The organism is Klebsiella sp. GW_Kp181, from assembly GCF_040062315.1.
GTDB classification, from domain to species: domain Bacteria; phylum Pseudomonadota; class Gammaproteobacteria; order Enterobacterales; family Enterobacteriaceae; genus Klebsiella; species Klebsiella oxytoca.
This window is the reverse complement of sequence record NZ_JBEAFR010000058.1, coordinates 16,723-36,476: the sequence shown is the minus strand read 5'-3', so window position 1 is coordinate 36,476 and position 19,754 is coordinate 16,723. Positions and strand designations below refer to the sequence as shown.

Annotated in this window: 17 protein-coding genes; 11 read left to right on the top strand and 6 right to left on the bottom strand. The window is 53.9% G+C overall.

Annotated elements, in window-relative coordinates:
* Window positions 1-314 precede the first annotated feature (314 nt).
* The 3 genes from ogt (at window position 315) to uspE (ending at window position 2,865) form a co-directional block, all read left to right on the top strand.
* The gene (gene ogt, locus ABLV11_RS14260; RefSeq protein ID WP_134884026.1) at window positions 315-830 is read left to right on the top strand and encodes a methylated-DNA--[protein]-cysteine S-methyltransferase; all 516 of its coding nucleotides are present in this window, start codon (window positions 315-317) and stop codon (window positions 828-830) included.
* A gap of 193 nt (window positions 831-1,023) precedes the next feature.
* On the top strand, window positions 1,024-1,776 hold the full coding sequence (fnr, locus tag ABLV11_RS14255; RefSeq protein ID WP_004102577.1) for a fumarate/nitrate reduction transcriptional regulator Fnr: 753 nt from the start codon (window positions 1,024-1,026) through the stop codon (window positions 1,774-1,776).
* A 138-nt stretch (window positions 1,777-1,914) separates the two neighbouring features.
* Window positions 1,915-2,865, top strand: coding sequence for a universal stress protein UspE (gene uspE, locus ABLV11_RS14250; protein WP_004102579.1), 951 nt, complete (start codon window positions 1,915-1,917; stop codon window positions 2,863-2,865).
* Window positions 2,866-2,992: 127 nt separating this feature from the next.
* Here the strand turns inward: uspE and ABLV11_RS14245 are convergent, their stop codons facing one another.
* From ABLV11_RS14245 to pntA, 3 genes are all read right to left on the bottom strand, one after another.
* Entirely contained in the window at window positions 2,993-3,181 is a 189-nt protein-coding gene (locus ABLV11_RS14245; protein WP_004102581.1) for a YdiH family protein, read from the bottom strand.
* A gap of 145 nt (window positions 3,182-3,326) precedes the next feature.
* The gene (gene pntB, locus ABLV11_RS14240) at window positions 3,327-4,715 is read right to left on the bottom strand and encodes a Re/Si-specific NAD(P)(+) transhydrogenase subunit beta (RefSeq protein ID WP_004102583.1); all 1,389 of its coding nucleotides are present in this window, start codon (window positions 4,713-4,715) and stop codon (window positions 3,327-3,329) included.
* 10 nt (window positions 4,716-4,725) lie between these two features.
* Window positions 4,726-6,255 carry a Re/Si-specific NAD(P)(+) transhydrogenase subunit alpha gene (pntA, locus tag ABLV11_RS14235; protein ID WP_070557515.1) on the bottom strand — a complete coding sequence of 510 codons (1,530 nt, stop codon included), beginning with the start codon at window positions 6,253-6,255 and terminating at the stop codon, window positions 4,726-4,728.
* 522 nt (window positions 6,256-6,777) lie between these two features.
* On the opposite strand from pntA, the gene ydgH reads away from it, so the two are divergent.
* From ydgH to folM, 3 genes are all read left to right on the top strand, one after another.
* On the top strand, window positions 6,778-7,728 hold the full coding sequence (ydgH, locus tag ABLV11_RS14230) for a DUF1471 family protein YdgH (RefSeq protein WP_004102587.1): 951 nt from the start codon (window positions 6,778-6,780) through the stop codon (window positions 7,726-7,728).
* A 179-nt stretch (window positions 7,729-7,907) separates the two neighbouring features.
* A complete protein-coding gene (locus tag ABLV11_RS14225; RefSeq protein WP_016810120.1) occupies window positions 7,908-9,290 on the top strand; it encodes an amino acid permease in 1,383 nt (460 codons plus the stop codon).
* Between the two features lie 36 nt (window positions 9,291-9,326).
* A complete protein-coding gene (folM, locus tag ABLV11_RS14220) occupies window positions 9,327-10,052 on the top strand; it encodes a dihydromonapterin reductase (protein ID WP_016810119.1) in 726 nt (241 codons plus the stop codon).
* Here folM and ABLV11_RS14215 read toward each other — a convergent pair.
* Complete coding sequence (locus ABLV11_RS14215; protein WP_004102593.1) at window positions 10,049-10,384, bottom strand: GlpM family protein; 336 nt, start codon at window positions 10,382-10,384, stop codon at window positions 10,049-10,051. The two genes, folM and ABLV11_RS14215, sit on opposite strands and share 4 nt — an antisense overlap.
* Before the next feature lie 1,031 nt (window positions 10,385-11,415).
* On the opposite strand from ABLV11_RS14215, the gene iraM reads away from it, so the two are divergent.
* The 4 genes from iraM (at window position 11,416) to tus (ending at window position 15,119) form a co-directional block, all read left to right on the top strand.
* On the top strand, window positions 11,416-11,763 hold the full coding sequence (gene iraM / locus ABLV11_RS14210; RefSeq protein ID WP_004102595.1) for an anti-adapter protein IraM: 348 nt from the start codon (window positions 11,416-11,418) through the stop codon (window positions 11,761-11,763).
* Window positions 11,764-12,073: 310 nt separating this feature from the next.
* Window positions 12,074-12,793, top strand: coding sequence for a two-component system response regulator RstA (gene rstA, locus ABLV11_RS14205; RefSeq protein ID WP_004102597.1), 720 nt, complete (start codon window positions 12,074-12,076; stop codon window positions 12,791-12,793).
* A gap of 15 nt (window positions 12,794-12,808) precedes the next feature.
* Complete coding sequence (gene rstB / locus ABLV11_RS14200) at window positions 12,809-14,110, top strand: two-component system sensor histidine kinase RstB (protein ID WP_004113401.1); 1,302 nt, start codon at window positions 12,809-12,811, stop codon at window positions 14,108-14,110.
* 76 nt (window positions 14,111-14,186) lie between these two features.
* The gene (tus, locus tag ABLV11_RS14195) at window positions 14,187-15,119 is read left to right on the top strand and encodes a DNA replication terminus site-binding protein (RefSeq protein ID WP_224330199.1); all 933 of its coding nucleotides are present in this window, start codon (window positions 14,187-14,189) and stop codon (window positions 15,117-15,119) included.
* Here the strand turns inward: tus and fumC are convergent.
* Entirely contained in the window at window positions 15,109-16,509 is a 1,401-nt protein-coding gene (gene fumC, locus ABLV11_RS14190; RefSeq protein WP_004102603.1) for a class II fumarate hydratase, read from the bottom strand. The two genes, tus and fumC, sit on opposite strands and share 11 nt — an antisense overlap.
* A gap of 142 nt (window positions 16,510-16,651) precedes the next feature.
* The gene (fumA, locus tag ABLV11_RS14185; RefSeq protein WP_004102605.1) at window positions 16,652-18,298 is read right to left on the bottom strand and encodes a class I fumarate hydratase FumA; all 1,647 of its coding nucleotides are present in this window, start codon (window positions 18,296-18,298) and stop codon (window positions 16,652-16,654) included.
* A gap of 197 nt (window positions 18,299-18,495) precedes the next feature.
* On the opposite strand from fumA, the gene manA reads away from it, so the two are divergent.
* Window positions 18,496-19,674: a mannose-6-phosphate isomerase gene (gene manA, locus ABLV11_RS14180; RefSeq protein WP_017145758.1), complete on the top strand. Its 1,179-nt coding sequence runs from the start codon at window positions 18,496-18,498 to the stop codon at window positions 19,672-19,674.
* Window positions 19,675-19,754: the final 80 nt, after the last annotated feature.

Here is a 19,754-nt window from a genome sequence, read left to right as displayed (position 1 = left end):
GCATATCACCACCTTTGTTGAAAAAACAGCGAAGAAACGCCAGGAAATATGGCCTCAAAGAATGCCAGTCAATTCATAAAGAGTACCGGCGCCTGCCGGTAAATAGCCCTCTCTGTACAGGAAAATTCGCCGCCGGATAACATCGCATTGCCCGCGCGCCAGTTAGTGAATACCGCAATAAACATCGCTTTACTCACATCATAATTAATAGTCCATGTTGACCCTCTCTGTTGACCTTTTCGGGGTATAGTTTGCCAACCTCGCCTCATGCTATGGTGATGTCCTGTCAAACTAACCTCGATGAAGGATTACCGATGCTGACGCTGCTACAAGATAAAATTGACACCCCGCTGGGGCCGCTCTGGGTGATTTGCGATGAGCAGTTCAACCTGCGGGCCGTTGAGTGGGATCAGCATCGCGAGCGCATGGAGCAACTGCTGGATGTTCATTATCGGCATGAAGGTTACCAACGCGTTGATTCCCGCAATCCCGGTAACCTGAGCAGTAAGCTCAGTGATTATTTCGCGGGCGATCTCGCCATTATTGATACGCTTCCTACCGCCACCGCAGGCACCCCTTTTCAACAGGAAGTCTGGAAAACGCTGCGCACTATCCCCTGCGGTCAGGTCATGCATTACGGTCAACTGGCGGAGGCGCTGGGTCGACCGGGCGCAGCGCGCGCCGTGGGCGCTGCTAATGGCTCAAATCCGGTCAGCATAGTGGTGCCCTGCCATCGGGTGATCGGACGCAACGGAACCATGACCGGCTATGCCGGCGGCGTGCAGCGAAAAGAGTGGTTATTGCGCCATGAGGGGTATCTGCTTCTTTGACCGTAAGTGCTTTTTTGGAAGTTTCCGGTAACTTTACAATCCAAATTAGCCAGATAACTTATTAATAATCAAATGGATAACTAACAAAATGGATTTACCCTCTTAATATTACGTGTTTCAGAGGTTCGAGGCTTACCTGCTCACCAAAAAGATGTTAAAATTGACCAATATCAATTAAAGCCTGAGCAGACTTATGATCCCGGAAAAGCGAATTATACGACGCATTCAGTCTGGCGGTTGTGCAATCCATTGCCAGGATTGCAGCATTAGCCAGCTTTGCATCCCTTTTACTCTGAACGAGCATGAGCTTGATCAGCTTGATAACATTATCGAGCGGAAAAAGCCTATCCAGAAAGGACAGACCTTGTTCAAAGCCGGTGATGAGCTGAAATCGCTGTATGCAATTCGTTCTGGCACCATTAAAAGCTACACCATTACCGAACAGGGTGATGAGCAGATCACCGGCTTCCATCTTGCGGGCGATCTGGTCGGCTTTGACGCTATCGGCACCGGCCACCACCCGAGCTTTGCTCAGGCGCTGGAAACCTCAATGGTCTGCGAAATTCCGTTCGAAACGCTGGATGACCTTTCCGGCAAGATGCCGAATCTGCGTCAGCAGATGATGCGTCTGATGAGCGGTGAGATCAAAGGCGATCAGGATATGATCCTGCTGCTTTCTAAAAAGAACGCAGAAGAGCGCCTGGCGGCCTTCATCTACAACCTGTCTCGCCGTTTTGCACAGCGTGGTTTCTCCCCGCGTGAGTTCCGCCTCACCATGACGCGCGGCGATATCGGCAACTATCTGGGCCTGACGGTTGAAACCATCAGCCGCCTGCTGGGTCGTTTCCAGAAAAGCGGTATGCTGGCGGTTAAAGGAAAATACATCACCATCGAAAACAGCGACCTGCTGGCGCAGCTTGCTGGTCAGGCCCGCAACGTCGCCTGATAGTTCCTTCCTATCCGGCCAGATCGCGAATTTTTTTCTCATTTGTTGATCTGGCCAGGCTTATCCCCTGTTTCTTTTCATCCATATAGGTTATCTTTTTAATTACAGACTGTAGTTACAGTTGTAAGGAGACCCTGTATGGCGAAGTATCAGAACATGCTGGTAGTAATCGACCCCAATCAGGACGACCAGCCTGCATTGCGGCGTGCGGTGTATCTGCACCAACGGATTGGTGGACGCATCAAAGCCTTTTTGCCGATCTATGATTTTTCCTATGAAATGACCACACTGCTCTCCCCGGACGAGCGTACCGCTATGCGCCAGGGCGTAATCGGGCAGCGTACCGCCTGGATTCGCGAGCAGGCCAAATTTTATATTGAGTCCGGCGTACCCATTGACATCAAAGTGGTGTGGCATAACCGCCCCTTCGAAGCCATTATTCAGGAAATCATAAGCGAGAAGCATGATTTGGTTCTGAAGATGGCGCACCAGCACGACAAGCTGGAAGCGGTGATTTTCACGCCTACGGACTGGCATCTGCTGCGCAAATGTCCGTGCCCGGTCTGGATGGTTAAAGATCAGCCGTGGCCGGAAGGCGGCAAAGCGCTGGTGGCGGTTAATCTCGCCAGTGAAGAGAACTACCACAACGCGCTCAATGAAAAGCTGGTAAGAGAAACCATTGAGCTGGCGGAACAGGTTAACCATACTGAGGTCCATCTGGTGGGCGCCTATCCGGTTACGCCTATCAATATTGCCATTGAGCTACCGGATTTTGACCCCAGCGTCTACAACGACGCCATTCGCGGCCAGCACCTGCTGGCCATGAAAGCGCTGCGGCAGAAATTCGGCATCGATGAAAACCGTACTCATGTTGAAAAAGGGTTACCTGAAGAGGTCATTCCAGACCTGTCGGAGCATCTCCAGGCGGGGATCGTGGTGCTGGGTACGATTGGCCGTACCGGGCTTTCAGCGGCCTTCCTCGGCAATACCGCTGAACAGGTAATCGACCACCTGCGCTGCGATCTGCTGGCGCTGAAACCGGATCAGTATCAGACGCCGGTTGAGCTTGATGACGAAGAAGACGATTAACCAGCGCCGTTTATCGCTGTCATAACAATCATCCCCCGCCCGCGCGGGGGATTTTTTTGCAATGTCGATAGCAAAAATAAAGGGCCTCATGGCCCTTATTTCAACAGTTATATCGGTAACGAAAACGTTAGTGGATACCTAAACGCCAGGCGTGATCGATCTCTTCTTTAAGCTCCATGGATGAGAGCGCCATCAAATCAGCAAACTCAAGTTCCAGTAGTTTCAGCTTTTTCAGATACTGCGCGGGGGTTAGTGCAGCGGGGTCACGACGCAGAAATTCGATAGCCAGTTGCGTGGGGGTTAACTCGGTATCCATAATATCCTCAGTTTGGGTGAAAAACAGGCGTATTATATCACTCTGAACTGATGATTTTATGAGCAAATCATGGCTTCGCTGGCTATATAAAAAAGCCGTCTCAGAAGAGACGGCTTAAGAAGCACAAGTTTTAAAAGACCTGACTCTACAGCGCTTTCAGAATCGCATCGACGCTGGCTTTGGCATCGCCAAACAGCATGTGGGTGTTCTCTTTGAAGAACAGCGGGTTCTGTACGCCAGCATAGCCGGTGTTCATTGAACGCTTAAATACAATCACGTTCTGCGCTTTCCACACTTCCAGCACCGGCATACCGGCGATTGGGCTGCCCGGATCGTCCTGCGCCGCCGGGTTAACGGTATCATTAGCGCCGATAACCAGCACGGTGTCAGTGTCGGAGAAATCATCGTTGATCTCGTCCATTTCCAGCACGATGTCATACGGGACTTTCGCTTCCGCCAGCAGGACGTTCATATGGCCCGGCAGACGTCCGGCGACCGGATGAATACCAAACCGGACTTTGATTCCGCGCGCGCGCAGTCGTTCGGTGATTTCCGCTACCGGATACTGGGCCTGCGCAACCGCCATGCCGTAGCCCGGAGTGATAATGACCGACTGGGAACTTTTCAGCATCTCAGCGGTTTCTTCAGCGCTGATTTCGCGATGCTCGCCCACTTCTTCATCTCCTGTGGACGCCGTACCGTCAGAACCAAAACCACCGGCAATAACGCTGAAGAACGAACGGTTCATCGCCTTACACATGATATAAGACAGAATCGCACCGGAAGAACCCACCAGCGCACCGGTGACAATCAGCAGGTCGTTGCTGAGCATAAAGCCCGCCGCCGCCGCCGCCCAACCGGAGTAGGAGTTCAGCATTGACACCACCACCGGCATATCCGCGCCGCCAATGGAGGCCACAAGGTGCCAGCCAAAGGCCAGCGCGATGACGGTCATCACCAGCAGGCACAGCACCTGCATGCCAATGCTGTCGGTACGCACGAAGACGATCAGCAGCAGGAAGGATACGACCAGCGCCGCCAGGTTCAGCTTGTGGCGGTTCGGCAGCATCAGCGGCTTAGAGGACATCTTGCCGCACAGCTTGCCAAAGGCAACCACGGAACCCGTAAAGGTGACCGCACCGATGAAGATGCCGAGGAACACTTCGGTCAGATGAATATTGACCAGAATCTGTTCCATACCGGTTTCGTGCTGCAGATAGCTGTTAAAGCCAACCAGCACCGCCGCCAGGCCAACGAAGCTGTGCAGAATCGCCACCAGCTCCGGCATCTCGGTCATTTCGACTTTCTTCGCCAGACGAATACCGATAGCGCCGCCGATGACCATCGCCAGCAGGATCCACGCGACGTTGCTGCTGTCCGGCCCCAGAATGGTCGCCACCAGCGCAATCGCCATCCCGGCAATACCGTAGTAATTGCCCTGCTGGGAGGTTTCGTGTTTGGAAAGCCCCGCCAGGCTAAAAATAAACAGAATCGCGGCAACAATGTATGCAGCTGTAACTAATCCACCAGACATTTGTTACCCCTTATCCTTTGCGGAACATTTTCAGCATGCGCTGAGTGACGGTGAAACCACCAAAAATATTAATGCTGGCGATCAGCACCGCGATAAAGCTCAGAAAGCTGACCCAGCCGCCGTGGCCTATCTGCAATAATGCCCCGACGACGATAATGCCGGAGATGGCGTTGGTGACCGACATCAGCGGCGTATGCAGCGCATGGGAGACGTTCCAGACTACGTAATAACCGACCACGCAGGAGAGCGCGAAGACGGTAAAGTGGCCGAGAAACTCTTTCGGCGCGACGCTTGCCAGCCAGCCGAACAGAATAATCGCCAGCGCCATCAGCGCATACTTGCGCAGCGGCGAGCTCGGTTTCTCCTCTGCTTTTGGCGCTTCAACCTTTTTCGCTGCCGCCTGCGGCTGAGCAGAAACCTGAATGGGCGGAGCGGGCCAGGTGATTTCACCCTCGCGAACCACGGTAACGCCGCGGATAACGACATCATCAAAATCGATAACGACATTGCCGTCTTTCTCTTTACACAGCAGTTTAAGCAGGTTAACCAGGTTAGTGCCGTACAGCTGCGACGACTGCGTCGGCAGACGTCCCGGCAGATCGGTATAACCGATGATCTTCACGCCGTTAGCGGTGGTGACCACTTCGCCCGGTACGGTGTATTCGCAGTTGCCGCCGTTTTGTGATGCCAGATCCACCACTACGCTGCCCGGTTTCATGGAGTCAACCATTTCGCGGGTGATCAGCTTCGGCGCCGGTTTGCCCGGAATCAGGGCGGTGGTGACAATAATATCAACATCTTTGGCCTGCGCGGCAAAGAGCGCCATCTCGGCTTTGATAAAGGCTTCGGACATGACTTTGGCATAACCGTCGCCGCTGCCCGCCTCCTCTTTAAAATCCAGCTCAAGGAACTCGGCGCCCATACTCTGCACCTGCTCTTTGACTTCCGGGCGGGTATCGAACGCGCGGACAATCGCGCCCAGGCTGTTCGCCGCACCGATGGCCGCGAGCCCGGCAACCCCTGCGCCGATGACCATTACCTTCGCAGGAGGAACTTTACCTGCTGCGGTAATCTGCCCGGTAAAGAAGCGACCAAACTCATGGGCGGCCTCAACAATCGCGCGGTAGCCGGCGATGTTGGCCATCGAACTTAACGCATCCAGCGACTGCGCGCGCGAAATACGCGGCACCGAATCCATCGCCATCACGTTAATATTCCGCGCCGCCAGTTTTTCCATCAGCTGCGGATTTTGCGCGGGCCAGATGAAGCTGATCAGCGTCGTGCCCGGATTCAGCAGCAGAATTTCATCGTCATCAGGGGCGTTAACTTTCAGAATGACGTCAGACTGCCACACGTCATTACCGCTCACGATCTCCGCTCCAGCCTGAACGAAGGCTTCGTCGTCGAAACTGGCCAGTTTACCGGCGCCGCTTTCTACCGCGACGCTGAACCCGAGTTTCAGCAGCTGCTCCACCGTTTTCGGCGTTGCGGCGGCCCGGGTTTCCAGGGCGAGTCTCTCTCTTGGTACACCAATACGCATAGTTTTCCCTTCCATCGGTTTTTGATGATGGTTTACTTTTCTTACAAACGACCGTTGCGAAGGCGGATGAACGCGCCTGGCAACATATGTCTGAAAAAATGAAACAGTAACAAACTTTTTATAACCTACTGAAAATACCGATTGTGATCTACAGCGATAAAACAGAAATTTTGATTTTATTGGTAAAACGCACGGCTAACCGTGTCAGGCAGCAATATTTACCTCATTTTCATGCCAGCACCTGATAATTCGCCTGGATGAGGGGTTAATTCACCATTTATCGCCATCTGGATCATAGTATTAACATTACGTTAACTTATGAAAGTGATATTGATTATCGATTTTGCTGGTCAAGCGGCTGTTTTTTCAACATATCGAAAAATGTTATATTTCTGCACTATACGTTTAGAGCGACAACTGAAAATTGACGCAGACAGTCACTCACGATAAATGCAATAATCAAACGTTTTCAGTCAACAACAACACCAGTACATGGTTTGCGCAAGGCAAAGGATTATTTTTATGAAGCTTAAGAACTCACTCCTGGCGTCTGCTCTTCTGGCTACAACCGCGTTGTCTGCCCACGCAGCGACCGAGCTGACCCCGGAGCAGGCGGCGGCGCTGAAGCCCTACGATCGCGTAGTGGTCACCGGTCGTTTTAACGCCATTGGCGACGCCGTGCAGGCAGTTTCCCGTAAAGCGGACAAAGAAGGCGCAGCTTCCTTTTATGTTGTCGACACGTCTGATTTTGGCAGCGGCGGCAACCTGCGCGTAACGGCCGATTTTTATAAAGAAAACGCCCCGCAGGCCGACGCGCCTAAAAATCGCATTATCAACGGCGTGATGGAATTACCGAAAGACCAGGCCGTTGAGCTGGAACCGTTCGATACCGTTACCGTGCAAGGTTTCTACCGCAGCCAGCCGGAAGTCAACGACGCCATCACTAAAGCGGCTAAGGCCAAGGGCGCCGCCTCTTTCTTTATCGTGCGCCAGGTTGATGCTAACCAGGGCGGCAACCAGCGTATCACCGCTTATATCTACAAAGCGGATGCCAAAAAGCGCGTTCTGCAAAGCCCGGATGCGATCCCGGCCGATTCAGAAGCCGGACGCGCCGCGCTGGCAGAAGGCGGAGAAGCGGCTAAGAAAGTGGAAATTCCGGGCGTTGCGACGACCGCAGCGGTCGGTTCCGGCACTGGCGTAGGCCGTTTCTTTGAAACGCAATCCTCTAAAGGTGGACGTTACACCGTCACGCTCCCGGACGGCACCAAAGTTGAGGAAGTGAACAAAATTACCGCCGCGCAGATGGTTCCTTATGACAGCATCAAGTTCACCGGTAATTTCGGTAACATGACGGAAATCTCCTACCAGACGGCTAAGCGCGCCGCGAAGAAAGGCGCGAAGTACTATCACATCACACGCCAGTGGCAGGAGCGCGGTGGCAACATCACTATCAGCGCCGACCTGTATAAATAACGGCGTCTGAACTGAACAAAAAGGCGGCGATCTGTCGCCTTTTCTTTTTTTTTCATTTATCTCCATTGCATGCATACAAAACACTCCGTAAAATCCCGCGCCTTAGCGTAATCCTCCATTTTTATGCGATTCCGCCAAATAAATATTCTTAGATTGATGATTGTCACCTCGGGAACGCCATGGAAAAGAAACTGGGCCTTAGCGCCCTGACCGCGCTGGTACTCAGCTCGATGCTGGGCGCGGGTGTATTCAGTCTGCCGCAAAACATGGCGGCCGTCGCCAGTCCTTCCGCGCTGCTGATTGGCTGGGGCATTACCGGCGTGGGGATCCTGTTCCTCGCCTTCGCTATGCTGCTGCTTACCCGCATCCGCCCCGACCTCGATGGCGGCATATTTACCTACGCCCGCGAAGGCTTCGGTGAACTGATTGGTTTCTGCTCCGCCTGGGGCTACTGGCTGTGCGCGGTTATCGCGAATGTTTCCTATCTGGTTATCGTGTTCTCGGCGCTAAGCTTTTTTACCGATACTCCCGAGCTACGCCTGTTCGGCGATGGCAACACCTGGCAAGCTATCGTCGGCGCATCCGCGCTGCTGTGGATTGTCCATTTCCTGGTGCTGCGCGGCGTCCAGACGGCGGCGGGTATCAATCTCGCCGCGACGCTTGCCAAGCTGCTGCCGCTCGGCGCATTTGTCGCGCTGGCCGCCTTTGCGTTTCGCATGGAGACCTTCCGGATTGATTTTAGCGGTCTGGCGCTGGGCGTGCCGGTATGGGAGCAGGTGAAAAACACCATGCTGATCACCCTGTGGGTATTCATCGGCGTGGAAGGCGCGGTCGTGGTTTCCGCTCGCGCGCGTAATAAACGGGATGTCGGACGCGCAACGCTGCTGGCGGTACTCTCCGCGCTGGCGGTCTACCTGCTGGTGACGCTTCTCTCTTTAGGCGTCGTACCGCGGAGCGAGCTGGCGGAAATACGCAATCCGTCAATGGCCGGGCTGATGGTGCAAATGATGGGCCCGTGGGGCGAGATCGTGATCGCTGCCGGGCTGATTATCTCCGTCTGCGGCGCTTACCTGAGCTGGACGATAATGGCGGCGGAAGTCCCCTACCTGGCTGCAACCCATAAAGCCTTTCCGCGTCTGTTCGCGCGCACCAACAAAAACAATGCGCCGTCGTCTTCGCTGTGGCTCACCAATATCAGCGTGCAGGCTTCACTGGTATTGATTTGGTTGACCGGCTCGGATTACAACACGCTGCTGACGATCGCCTCAGAGATGATTCTGGTCCCTTATTTTCTGGTCGGCGCATTTCTGCTGAAGATTGCCCGGCGTCCGCTGCACAAGGCGGTAGGCGTCGGAGCCTGCATTTATGGCTTATGGTTATTATATGCGTCCGGCCCTGTGCATTTATTGTTGTCAGTGATACTTTACGCTCCGGGTCTTCTGGTGTTCCTGTATGCCCGTCGTACACACCAGCACGATCGCCCGCTTAAACGCCGTGACCTGGCATTAATTGGTTTTTTGCTGGTTGCCGCCGTACCGGCAACGTGGATGTTGGTAGGGTAAGCGGTTACCCTGCCGCTGAACTCATAGGAGATACCCATGGCTGACATCCAGCCTCGCCCGATCCTGATTACCGGTGGAGGCCGTCGCATCGGTCTCGCCCTGGCTCGCCATTTTCTGGCCCGGCAGCAGCCCGTTATGATCAGCTACCGCACATGGTATCCGGCCATCGACGAACTGCGTAATGCGGGTGCCGTTTGTCTGCACGCGGATTTCAGCACTGACGACAGCATTCTGGCGTTCGCCGAAGAAGTAAAAGCGCAGGCCGCCGCCGGCCTGCGCGCCGTCATTCATAACGCCAGCGGCTGGATGGCTGAAAAACCGGGGATCCCGTTAACCACGGTGCTCGCCAGCATGATGCAAATTCACGTCAACGCCCCTTACCTGCTCAACCATGCGCTGGAGAGCCTGCTACGCGGTCACGGACAGGCCGCCAGCGATATTATTCACATTACCGACTACGTCGTGGAGCGCGGCAGCGACAAGCATATTGCCTATGCGGCCAGCAAGGCGGCAATGGATAATATGAGCCGCTCGTTCGCTCGTAAGCTGGCGCCGGAAATCAAAGTTAATGCCATCGCCCCATCGCTGATTTTATTTAATGAAGGCGATGATGCGGAGTACCGCAAACAGGCCCTCGACAAATCGCTGATGAAAATCGCGCCGGGTGAAAAAGAGATCGTTGATCTGATCGAGTATCTCTTCGGCAGTCACTACGTTACCGGGCGCTCGTTTGCCGTCGACGGCGGACGACATCTGCGCTAGTGAAAACGGCTCCAGCCGATAATCAACAGCCACGCGCACAGGCTCCAGCACACCACCGCGCCTGCCAGAGCAAACGGCAGGCGCATGATGCCGGTGAAATACCATAGCGAAAGCAAATAGATAAAGTACGGAATGATCGACCACATCCCGAATACGATGGTGGTTCGCAGCGCCTCGATCCCTCGCTCGCTGGCAACGATATAGTGCGCAATCAGGGCGAAAGTGGGAAAGAGCGGAATCAAGCCGGCGATATAGTAATTCTTCGTTTTAGAAAGTACGCCGATCAACACGACGACCAGCGCGCCGAGCAGCGCTTTTATCAACAGCCCCATTCCTTTGCCTTAACATTTAAACAACAAGAACCTGCAGCATAACCTAAGTCCCGCTGTTGATAAATGTGCAAACGCAGACACCATGGCGCAGAATCCGACAGCGCCCTGAATCCCATCATCGCAATGGCCTCGCCTATCACTCTGATGCCTTATGAACAGTTATTAATGCTTGCCGTAGTGACAATTTACCAGGCAACAGAGTCTGCTATTTCCGGCTAATTTTACGCCTGCTAACCCCATGAGCTTAAATAAATTATTTTATCAAACGAGGCGTAAAGGATTAGTCGATTTTTCGTTCATTATAGCGAATTAAGATTTATCGCAAGCATTATTGCTCATCCATTTAGCGTATTTCTTTTTTGCAGCCTCCGCAGGCAAAGCCCCCTTCCTGAATGCCGACCTTGCGTTTTTACGGGCCGACGAAAGAAATAAATATCAATTATATCGTGCGTTAAATGTAGCTATTATCTGAAGCTAAATGATACACATCAATACCTACTAAATATGGTAGAAACCATTTATTGACATGGATGGTTTTTCATCTAAATCGTTTGCTTTTGCGTTATTCTACTTGCGCATAACCTTAAATAGCGCACGTAGCCTTTTTTGAGAAAAAGAGCACAATAAGGCACAATTTATTGACTTAGATCAATATAAAACCGATTTCATATAAAAGCATACTTTGCCATTAATCAAAGCAACCGCAGTGAATAAGATCGTAATTAACTGATTTTACGATCTTTCGATCTAAACATAATATCCATTGCAGAATATAATTCTGTTCATAACATGCATTTCAGTTTATTAGTTCACTCCTGCCGAGTTTTTCGAATTTTTTACTTGTTGCTATTATCTTTACTAGTATTAGACACTCATATAACCGCAATCATTTTATATTAGCCTGAATAAGAACCAGCTAAAGGAATCTTCATGTTCGGACCTGCGTTATACACAATCCAAAAGCCTCTGAAACTCATTAAACTATATTTATCAACGCGAAAATGCTCGTGAATTACTGGAGAGCGTCTAGCATGGAGTGGAATATTGAAAATAGTCTTGTATGTCCTTTAACTGGAACAGGATTTTCAGTTGCGGCCAGTGCCAGAAATCTGAAATTAATTATATGGTATAATGGAGATTATTTTTTGAACATCGGTTCGGTTATTAACATCACGCAAGATGACGTCTTCATAAACGGTGAGCCCGGCGACTTACAGGTTATTCATGCTTTTCCCTATAGCGAAAAGCTATGGTCAACGCTGACAAAGTTTATCCAGTGCCCCGGCAATCAAAATCCAACGCTGCTAATTTGCAACCGAAGAAGCATCTGCAAATTCGTCCTCTGCCCCTACGGTGCCAGGCAAAAGAGCATGGAATAAGGCAGCTTCGATCTCACCTTAATTTAGCAGCATCTATTTTGTACGGGCAGAAGCTCTTCAGGCAGTCCTGCCCGCATCCAGCACGATGCGCAAAACGCGCGGCAAAGCATAAATCTGATCAATCATTGCGCGAATTCAGCCATCATAGCGAATTTCATCGCTAACTCATAGCTCATATTGATGCCCGAATAGTTTACAATGGCAACAGTGAATTAACGGGCTACGCCCTGATGATGCCTTAAGCGTGGCACTGACCGCGCCTAAGGGCAACAAATTCAATCAGCCAGAGATGAGTGTAAGCATACACGCTATGAATAAAATTGTTTTCGTTGAGGATGATGCCGAAGTAGGCGCGCTGATTGCGGCCTACCTCGGGAAACATGATATGGACGTCGTGGTTGAGCCTCGCGGTGACCGTGCCGAAGAGGTTATCGCGCGCGAAAAGCCCGATCTGGTGCTGCTGGATATCATGCTGCCTGGTAAAGATGGGATGACGTTGTGCCGGGATTTACGCGGCCAGTGGCAAGGGCCCATCGTGCTGCTTACGTCACTGGATAGCGATATGAACCATATCCTGTCGCTCGAAATGGGCGCCAGCGATTATATTCTGAAAACAACGCCACCCGCGGTGCTGTTAGCCCGACTGCGTCTGCATTTGCGCCAGCATGTCCCCCCCCAGGACAGTAGCGGCGTCCCCTCCTCGCTGACGCCGCATAAAGCGATCGCTTTTGGTTCGCTGAGTATCGATCCGGTCAATCGTCAGGTTATGCTCAGCGGGGAAAACGTCGCGTTGTCCACCGCGGATTTCGATCTGTTATGGGAGCTGGCGACCCACGCAGGACAAATTATGGATCGGGATGCGCTATTAAAAAACCTGCGCGGCGTAAGCTACGATGGTATGGACCGCAGCGTCGACGTCGCCATTTCGCGTTTGCGCAAAAAGCTTCTCGACAACGCGACTGAGCCTTATCGCATCAAAACGGTACGCAATAAAGGCTATTTATTCGCCCCGCACGCGTGGGACAATTAATTTACGGATCTGGCTATGAAAAAGCTGTTTGTGCAGTTTTACCTCCTGCTGTTCGTCTGTTTTCTGGTAATGACGATGATGGTCGGCCTGGTGTACAAATTTACCGCCGAGCGAGCAGGCCGCCAGTCGCTGGATGATTTGATGAAGAGCTCGCTGTATCTGATGCGCAGCGAGCTGCGCGAGATCCCGCCGCGCGACTGGAGCAAAACGCTCAAAGAGCTGGACCTTAATCTTTCATTCGATCTGCATATCGAGCCTATCAGCAAATTCAAGCTCTCGGAAAACTCGATGCAGCATCTGCGCGCTGGCGATATCGTAGCCCTGGACGATCAGTACACCTTTATTCAGCGCATCCCTCGTAGCCACTACGTGCTCTCCGTCGGCCCGGTACCGTATCTCTATTTTTTGCATGAGATGCGCCTGCTGGATCTGGCTCTGATGGCCTTCATCGCTATTTCGCTGGCCTTTCCCGTATTCATCTGGATGCGCCCCCACTGGCAGGATATGCTGCGTATCGAAACCGCCGCTCAGCGCTTCGGCGACGGGCATCTTAGCGAGCGGATCCACTTCGATAGCATGTCCAGCTTCGAACGGCTGGGCGTGGCGTTTAATCAGATGGCCGATAATATCAATGCGCTTATCGCCAGCAAAAAACAGCTGATCGACGGTATTGCCCATGAACTGCGCACCCCGCTGGTGCGTCTGCGCTACCGCCTGGAGATGAGCGAGAACCTTACAGAAGCCGAATCACAGGCGTTAAATCGCGATATCGGCCAGCTGGAGGCCCTGATTGAAGAGCTGCTGACCTATGCGCGCCTCGATCGCCCGCAGAATGAACTGAAGCTGACGACCCCCAATTTCCCGGCGTGGCTCGGCGATCGCGTAGAAGATATTCAGGCGGTGAATCCCCAGCGCGACGTTGCGCTAAGCGAAGTCGTGGACGGAAATTACGGCGCGCTGGACATGCGCTTAATGGAACGGGTGCTGGATAACCTCGTGAACAACGCCCTGCGCTACAGTAACCAGCGTATTCAGGTCAGCCTGACGCTGCAGGGTTCGCGCGCAACGCTGCGCGTCGAAGATGATGGTCCAGGTATCGCGCCCGCTGAGCGGGAGAAAGTGTTCGAGCCGTTTGTTCGTCTCGACCCCAGCCGCGATCGCGCCACCGGCGGCTGCGGTCTTGGTTTGGCTATCGTCCACAGTATTGCCCAGGCAATGGCTGGCGAAGTCCATTGCCAGGCGAGCGAGCTCGGTGGCGCCTGTTTTTGTTTTAGCTGGCCGGTTTATCATCAGCTGCCGAATTTTACCTCGGCCTGATGAGCCCTTGCGCAGGAGCTGAGGTCTGCTATAGTTTAAAAAAACATAAAGTATGTTGTAACTAAGGTGGAGAAATATGGCCAGCTATGACCTCGTTGAACGTCTGAACGACACCTTTCGCCAGCTCGAGCGTGAACTGCAGGCGCTTAAACAGGCCCTGAGCCAGTGCCGTCTGCTGGCTGCGCGCGTCTTTGAGCTGCCGCCGGTCAGCAAAGATGCCGAACACCAGCCGCTGGAGAACATCAACGTGGTTCAGCACACCGGTAAACCCGCGCTGGAGATGGCGCTCAAACACTATAGCCACCTGTTTATCCAGCAGCAGTCGGAAACCCGCAGCAGTAAGGCTGCCGTGCGTTTGCCCGGCGCGATCTGCCTGCGAACTGAGGCCTGCGAGCAGGCAGAACTATTACGCAAGATCGCCCATATCAACGTTCTTAAAGCGACCTTCGAGAAGATTATCACCGTCGATTCCGGTCTTCCCGCTACCGCACGATTTGAGTGGGTCCATCGCCACCTGCCGGGACTGATCACGCTGAGCGCCTATCGCATGCTCACCCCGTTAATTGACCCGAGCACTATCCGCTTCGGCTGGGCCAATAAGCATGTGATTAAAAATCTCACCCGCGACCAGGTTCTCATGCAACTGGAAAAAAGTCTTCAGTCGCCCCGCGCGGTTCCGCCGTGGACGCGCGAACAGTGGCAAAGCAAGCTGGAGCGAGAGTACCAGGATATTGCCGCCCTGCCGCAGCGGGCGAAGCTGAAGATAAAGAGGCCGGTAAAGGTTCAGCCTATCGCCAGGGTGTGGTATAGCGGGCAGCAAAAACAGGTGCAATACGCCTGTCCAGGGCCGATGATCGCGCTGATATCCGGCAAGCAGGGCGTTAGCGTGCCGGATATCGGAGAGCTTCTGAACTATGACGCCGGGAACGTGCAGTATCGTTATAAACCGCAGGCGCAATCGCTCAGGCTAATGATTCCGCGACTGCACCTGTGGCTGGCTAGCGAATAGCCATACTGCCTACCATCTCTTCAGGGCGCACCCAGCGGTCAAATTCCTCTTCCGTCAGGTAGCCGAGCGCCAACGCGGAGGCCTTGAGCGTTAACCCTTCTTTATGCGCCTTTTTGGCAATTTCCGCCGCTTTGTCGTAGCCAATATGGGTATTCAAGGCGGTAACCAGCATCAGCGACTCATTGAGCAACTGGCTGATGCGCTCGCGGTTAGGTTCAATGCCTGACGCGCAGTGCTCATTAAAGCTCGCCATCCCATCAGCCAGCAGCCGCACCGATTGCAGGAAATTGTGGATCACCATCGGGCGGTAAACGTTGAGCTCAAAGTTGCCCGAAGCGCCGCCGATGTTTACCGCGACATCGTTACCCATCACCTGACAGCAGACCATAGTGAGGGCCTCGCACTGGGTCGGGTTAACCTTGCCCGGCATAATCGACGACCCCGGTTCATTTTCCGGGATCGCAATTTCGCCGATGCCGCAGCGCGGACCGGAGGCCAGCCAGCGCACATCGTTGGCGATTTTCATCAGCGAAGCGGCCAGCCCTTTCAGCGCGCCGTGGGCATGCACCAGCGCATCAACGGTCGCCAGCGCTTCAAACTTGTTCGGCGCGGTCACAAACGGTTGGCCGCTCAGGGCCGCCAGCTCGGCGGCGACGCGTACCGCGTATTCCGGATGGGTATTAAGCCCGGTTCCCACCGCCGTGCCGCCCAGCGCCAGTTCCGCCAGATGGGGCAAGCTATGGTCAATATGCCGGAGGTTATGCTCGAGCATGGCGACCCATCCTGAGATCTCCTGGCCGAGCGTCAGCGGCGTCGCATCCTGCAGGTGGGTGCGGCCGATTTTGACAATATCGTTGAAGGCCAGGGATTTATCATTAAGCGTTTGCTTCAGAATGTTGAGCTGCGGGATCAGCTTTACCCGAAGCGCAATCATCGCCGCTACGTGCATCGCCGTCGGGAAAACGTCGTTAGAGCTCTGGCTCTTGTTAACATCATCGTTAGGATGCACCTTACGCTCCATCCCGCGTACCCCGCCCAGCAGTTCACTCGCACGATTAGCCAGCACCTCATTCATATTCATGTTGCTTTGCGTACCGGAGCCGGTTTGCCAGATTGCCAGCGGAAACTCGTCCGGATGCTTGCCTGCCAGCACTTCATCCGCAGCCTGAATAATCACCTGCGCTTTTTCTGCGCTCAGAAGACCGAGATCGTTATTCACCTTCGCCGCCGCACGCTTGGTCAGCGCCAGCGCATGAATAAGCTCGACCGGCATTTTTTCCGTCGAGATGCGGAAATGTTCCAGCGAGCGCTGAGTCTGCGCGCCCCAAAGCCTATCGGCAGGCACATCGATTGCGCCCATAGAGTCTTTTTCACTGCGATGCGTTGTCATTACTTTCTCCTTGGATTCAAAGTGCGTAATAGCGACAAAGCTCACCTGCTTAAAGCGTAAAGTATGGGTCAGATTTATAAGTTGTTTTGGTGGTTCGTGCCGCTAAGCGGCATAAAAAAACCGCCCCGAAGGGCGGCTGAGCTTATTTCACGCAGCGGGCGCACTGCGAACTCTGGATCTGCTGGAAGAAGTCATTGCCCTTATCATCCACGAGGATAAACGCCGGGAAGTCTTCCACTTCAATTTTCCAGATAGCCTCCATCCCCAGCTCCGGCCAGGCCACGCACTCCAGACTACGGATGCTCTGCTGCGCCAGTACCGCCGCCGGACCGCCGATGCTGCCGAGGTAGAAACCGCCGTGCTTGTGACAGGCGTCGGTCACCTGCTGGCTACGGTTACCTTTGGCTAACATGATTTTACTCGCTCCATGCGCCTGCAGCAGATCGACGTAGGAGTCCATACGGCCTGCGGTGGTCGGGCCAAGAGAACCGGAAGCGTAGCCGTCAGGGGTTTTCGCCGGGCCCGCGTAGTAGATCGGGTGGTCCTTGACGTACTGCGGCAATTCCTCGCCATTATCGATGAGCTCTTTCAGCCTGGCGTGGGCGATATCGCGCGCCACGATAATCGTACCGCTCAGCGACAGGCGGGTCGACACCGGGTACTGCGACAGCAGCGCCAGAATATCGCTCATCGGCTGGTTCAGATTGACCTTAACCGCTTCTCCCTCGCCGGCCTGACGCAGATGCTCGGGAATATACTTGCCCGGATTGCTCTCCAGTTTCTCAATCCAGATCCCCTCGCGGTTGATCTTCGCTTTGATGTTGCGATCCGCGGAGCAGGAAACGCCCATGCCCACCGGACAGGAGGCGCCGTGGCGCGGCAGGCGGATGACGCGAATATCGTGGGCGAAATATTTACCGCCAAACTGCGCACCGAGGCCAAGGTTCTGCGCTTCCAGCAACAGCTCGTTTTCGAGCTGAATATCGCGGAAGGCTTGGCCGTGCTCGTTGCCCTCGGTCGGCAGACCATCGTAATACTTCGTTGAGGCCAGCTTAACGGTTTTCAGAGTAGACTCCGCCGACGTACCGCCAATCACAAAAGCAATATGGTACGGCGGGCAGGCCGCGGTCCCCAGCGTGCGCATCTTCTCGACGAGGTAATTTTTCAGCTTCGCCGGAGTAATTAACGCTTTGGTTTCCTGATACAGATAGGTTTTGTTAGCCGAGCCGCCGCCTTTGGCGATGCAGAGGAATTTGTACTCCTCGCCGTCGGTAGCGTAGAGGTCGATTTGCGCAGGCAGGTTAGTGCCGGTGTTGACCTCTTTATACATATCCAGCGGCGCGTTCTGCGAATAGCGCAGGTTATCCTGGATATAGGTGTTGTACACGCCCTGCGCCAGCGCGGCTTCATCGCCGCCGCCGGTCCACACGCGCTGACCTTTCTTGCCGGTGATAATTGCGGTACCGGTGTCCTGGCAGGTCGGCAGCACGCCTTTGGCGGCAATATCCGAGTTGCGCAAGAACTGTAGCGCCACGTATTTATCGTTGTCGCTGGCTTCCGGGTCGTTGAGAATATCGGCGACCTGCTGCTGGTGAGCCGGGCGAAGCATAAAGGAGGCGTCGTGGAAAGCGTGCTGTGCCAGTAAAGTTAGCGCCTGAGGTTCAACTTTCAGAACTTCCTGGCCGGCGAATTCGGCGACGGAGACGTAATCACTGCTGAGGAGGTAATACTCGGTATCGTCCTTTTTCAGTGGAAAAGGATCCTGATATACAAAGGGTTTATTCGACATTGTGCTCTCACTTACTGCTTGGCTGATTATATTTCAGGCAGACACTCCATTTGCCCGTAGAAAAGCGAGTCGATCGATTCTACACAATTTTTTAACAAAAACTGAGACAAGGACGACTTTTTCTTCGCACCGGTTGCTTCTCGGGCGTTTGCTGGTTTAATAGTGCCATTACTATCAAGTGGAAACAGGGATTGAGAATGCAAAAACTCATCAACTCAGTGCAAAATTACGCCTGGGGAAGTCATACCGCCTTAACCGAACTTTATGGCATTGCTAACCCAAACAACCTGCCGATGGCGGAGCTGTGGATGGGCGCGCATCCGAAGAGCAGCTCGCAAATTCTCGATGACGCCGGAACGCCGCGTTCTCTGCGCGATGCAATCGACAGCGATAAAACGACCCTGCTTGGCGCCAAAGTTGCCGAGCGTTTTGGTGAACTGCCGTTCCTGTTTAAAGTGCTGTGCGCCGCCCAGCCGCTCTCTATTCAGGTTCACCCGAACAAACGGGCCTCGGAAATCGGGTTTGCCAAAGAGAATGCCGCCGGGATCCCGCTTGATGCCGCCGAACGTAACTATAAAGATCCGAACCACAAGCCGGAGCTGGTTTTCGCGTTAACGCCGTTCCTTGCCATGAACGCCTTCCGCGAGTTTTCCGAAATCGTGAAGCTGCTGCAGCCGGTAGCTGAAGCACATCCGGCAATAGCGCAGTTCCTGGCGCAGCCTGACGCCGCCCATCTGAGCCAGCTGTTTGCCAGCCTGCTGAACATGAAAGGCGACGAAAAAGCGCACGCCCTGAGCGTACTGCAGAGAGCGCTGGACAGCGAGCAGGGAGAACCGTGGCAGACTATCCGCCTGATCGCCGAGTTCTATCCGGACGATAGCGGCCTTTTCTCTCCGCTACTGCTCAACGTGGTCAAGCTGAATCCCGGCGAGGCGATGTTCCTGTTTGCGGAAACGCCGCACGCCTACCTGCAGGGTGTGGCGCTGGAGGTGATGGCCAACTCCGATAACGTCCTGCGCGCGGGATTGACGCCGAAGTACATTGATATTCCGGAGCTGGTGGCAAACGTCAAATTTGAACCCAAACCCGCTGGCGAACTCCTGACCCAGCCGGTCATTCACGGCGCGGAGCTGGACTTCCCCATCCCGGTTGACGATTTTGCTTTCTCGCTGCACGACCTTTCAGCGCAGGCGTCAACCATCGCCCAGGATAGCGCGGCGATCCTGTTCTGCGTCGAGGGTGAGGCGACGATCGTGAAAGGCGAACAGCGCCTGACGCTGAAGCCGGGCGAGTCGGCTTTCGTGGCGCACAACGAATCACCGGTACAGGTCAGCGGCAGCGGTCGCGTGGCGCGCGTCTTTAATAAGGTCCAGTAAGTTACTGAACTTTTTAGCCACAGTTGCTAGACTTTCACTCATCATGACAACACAACCAGGCGGCCCAATCCGCCTGGTTT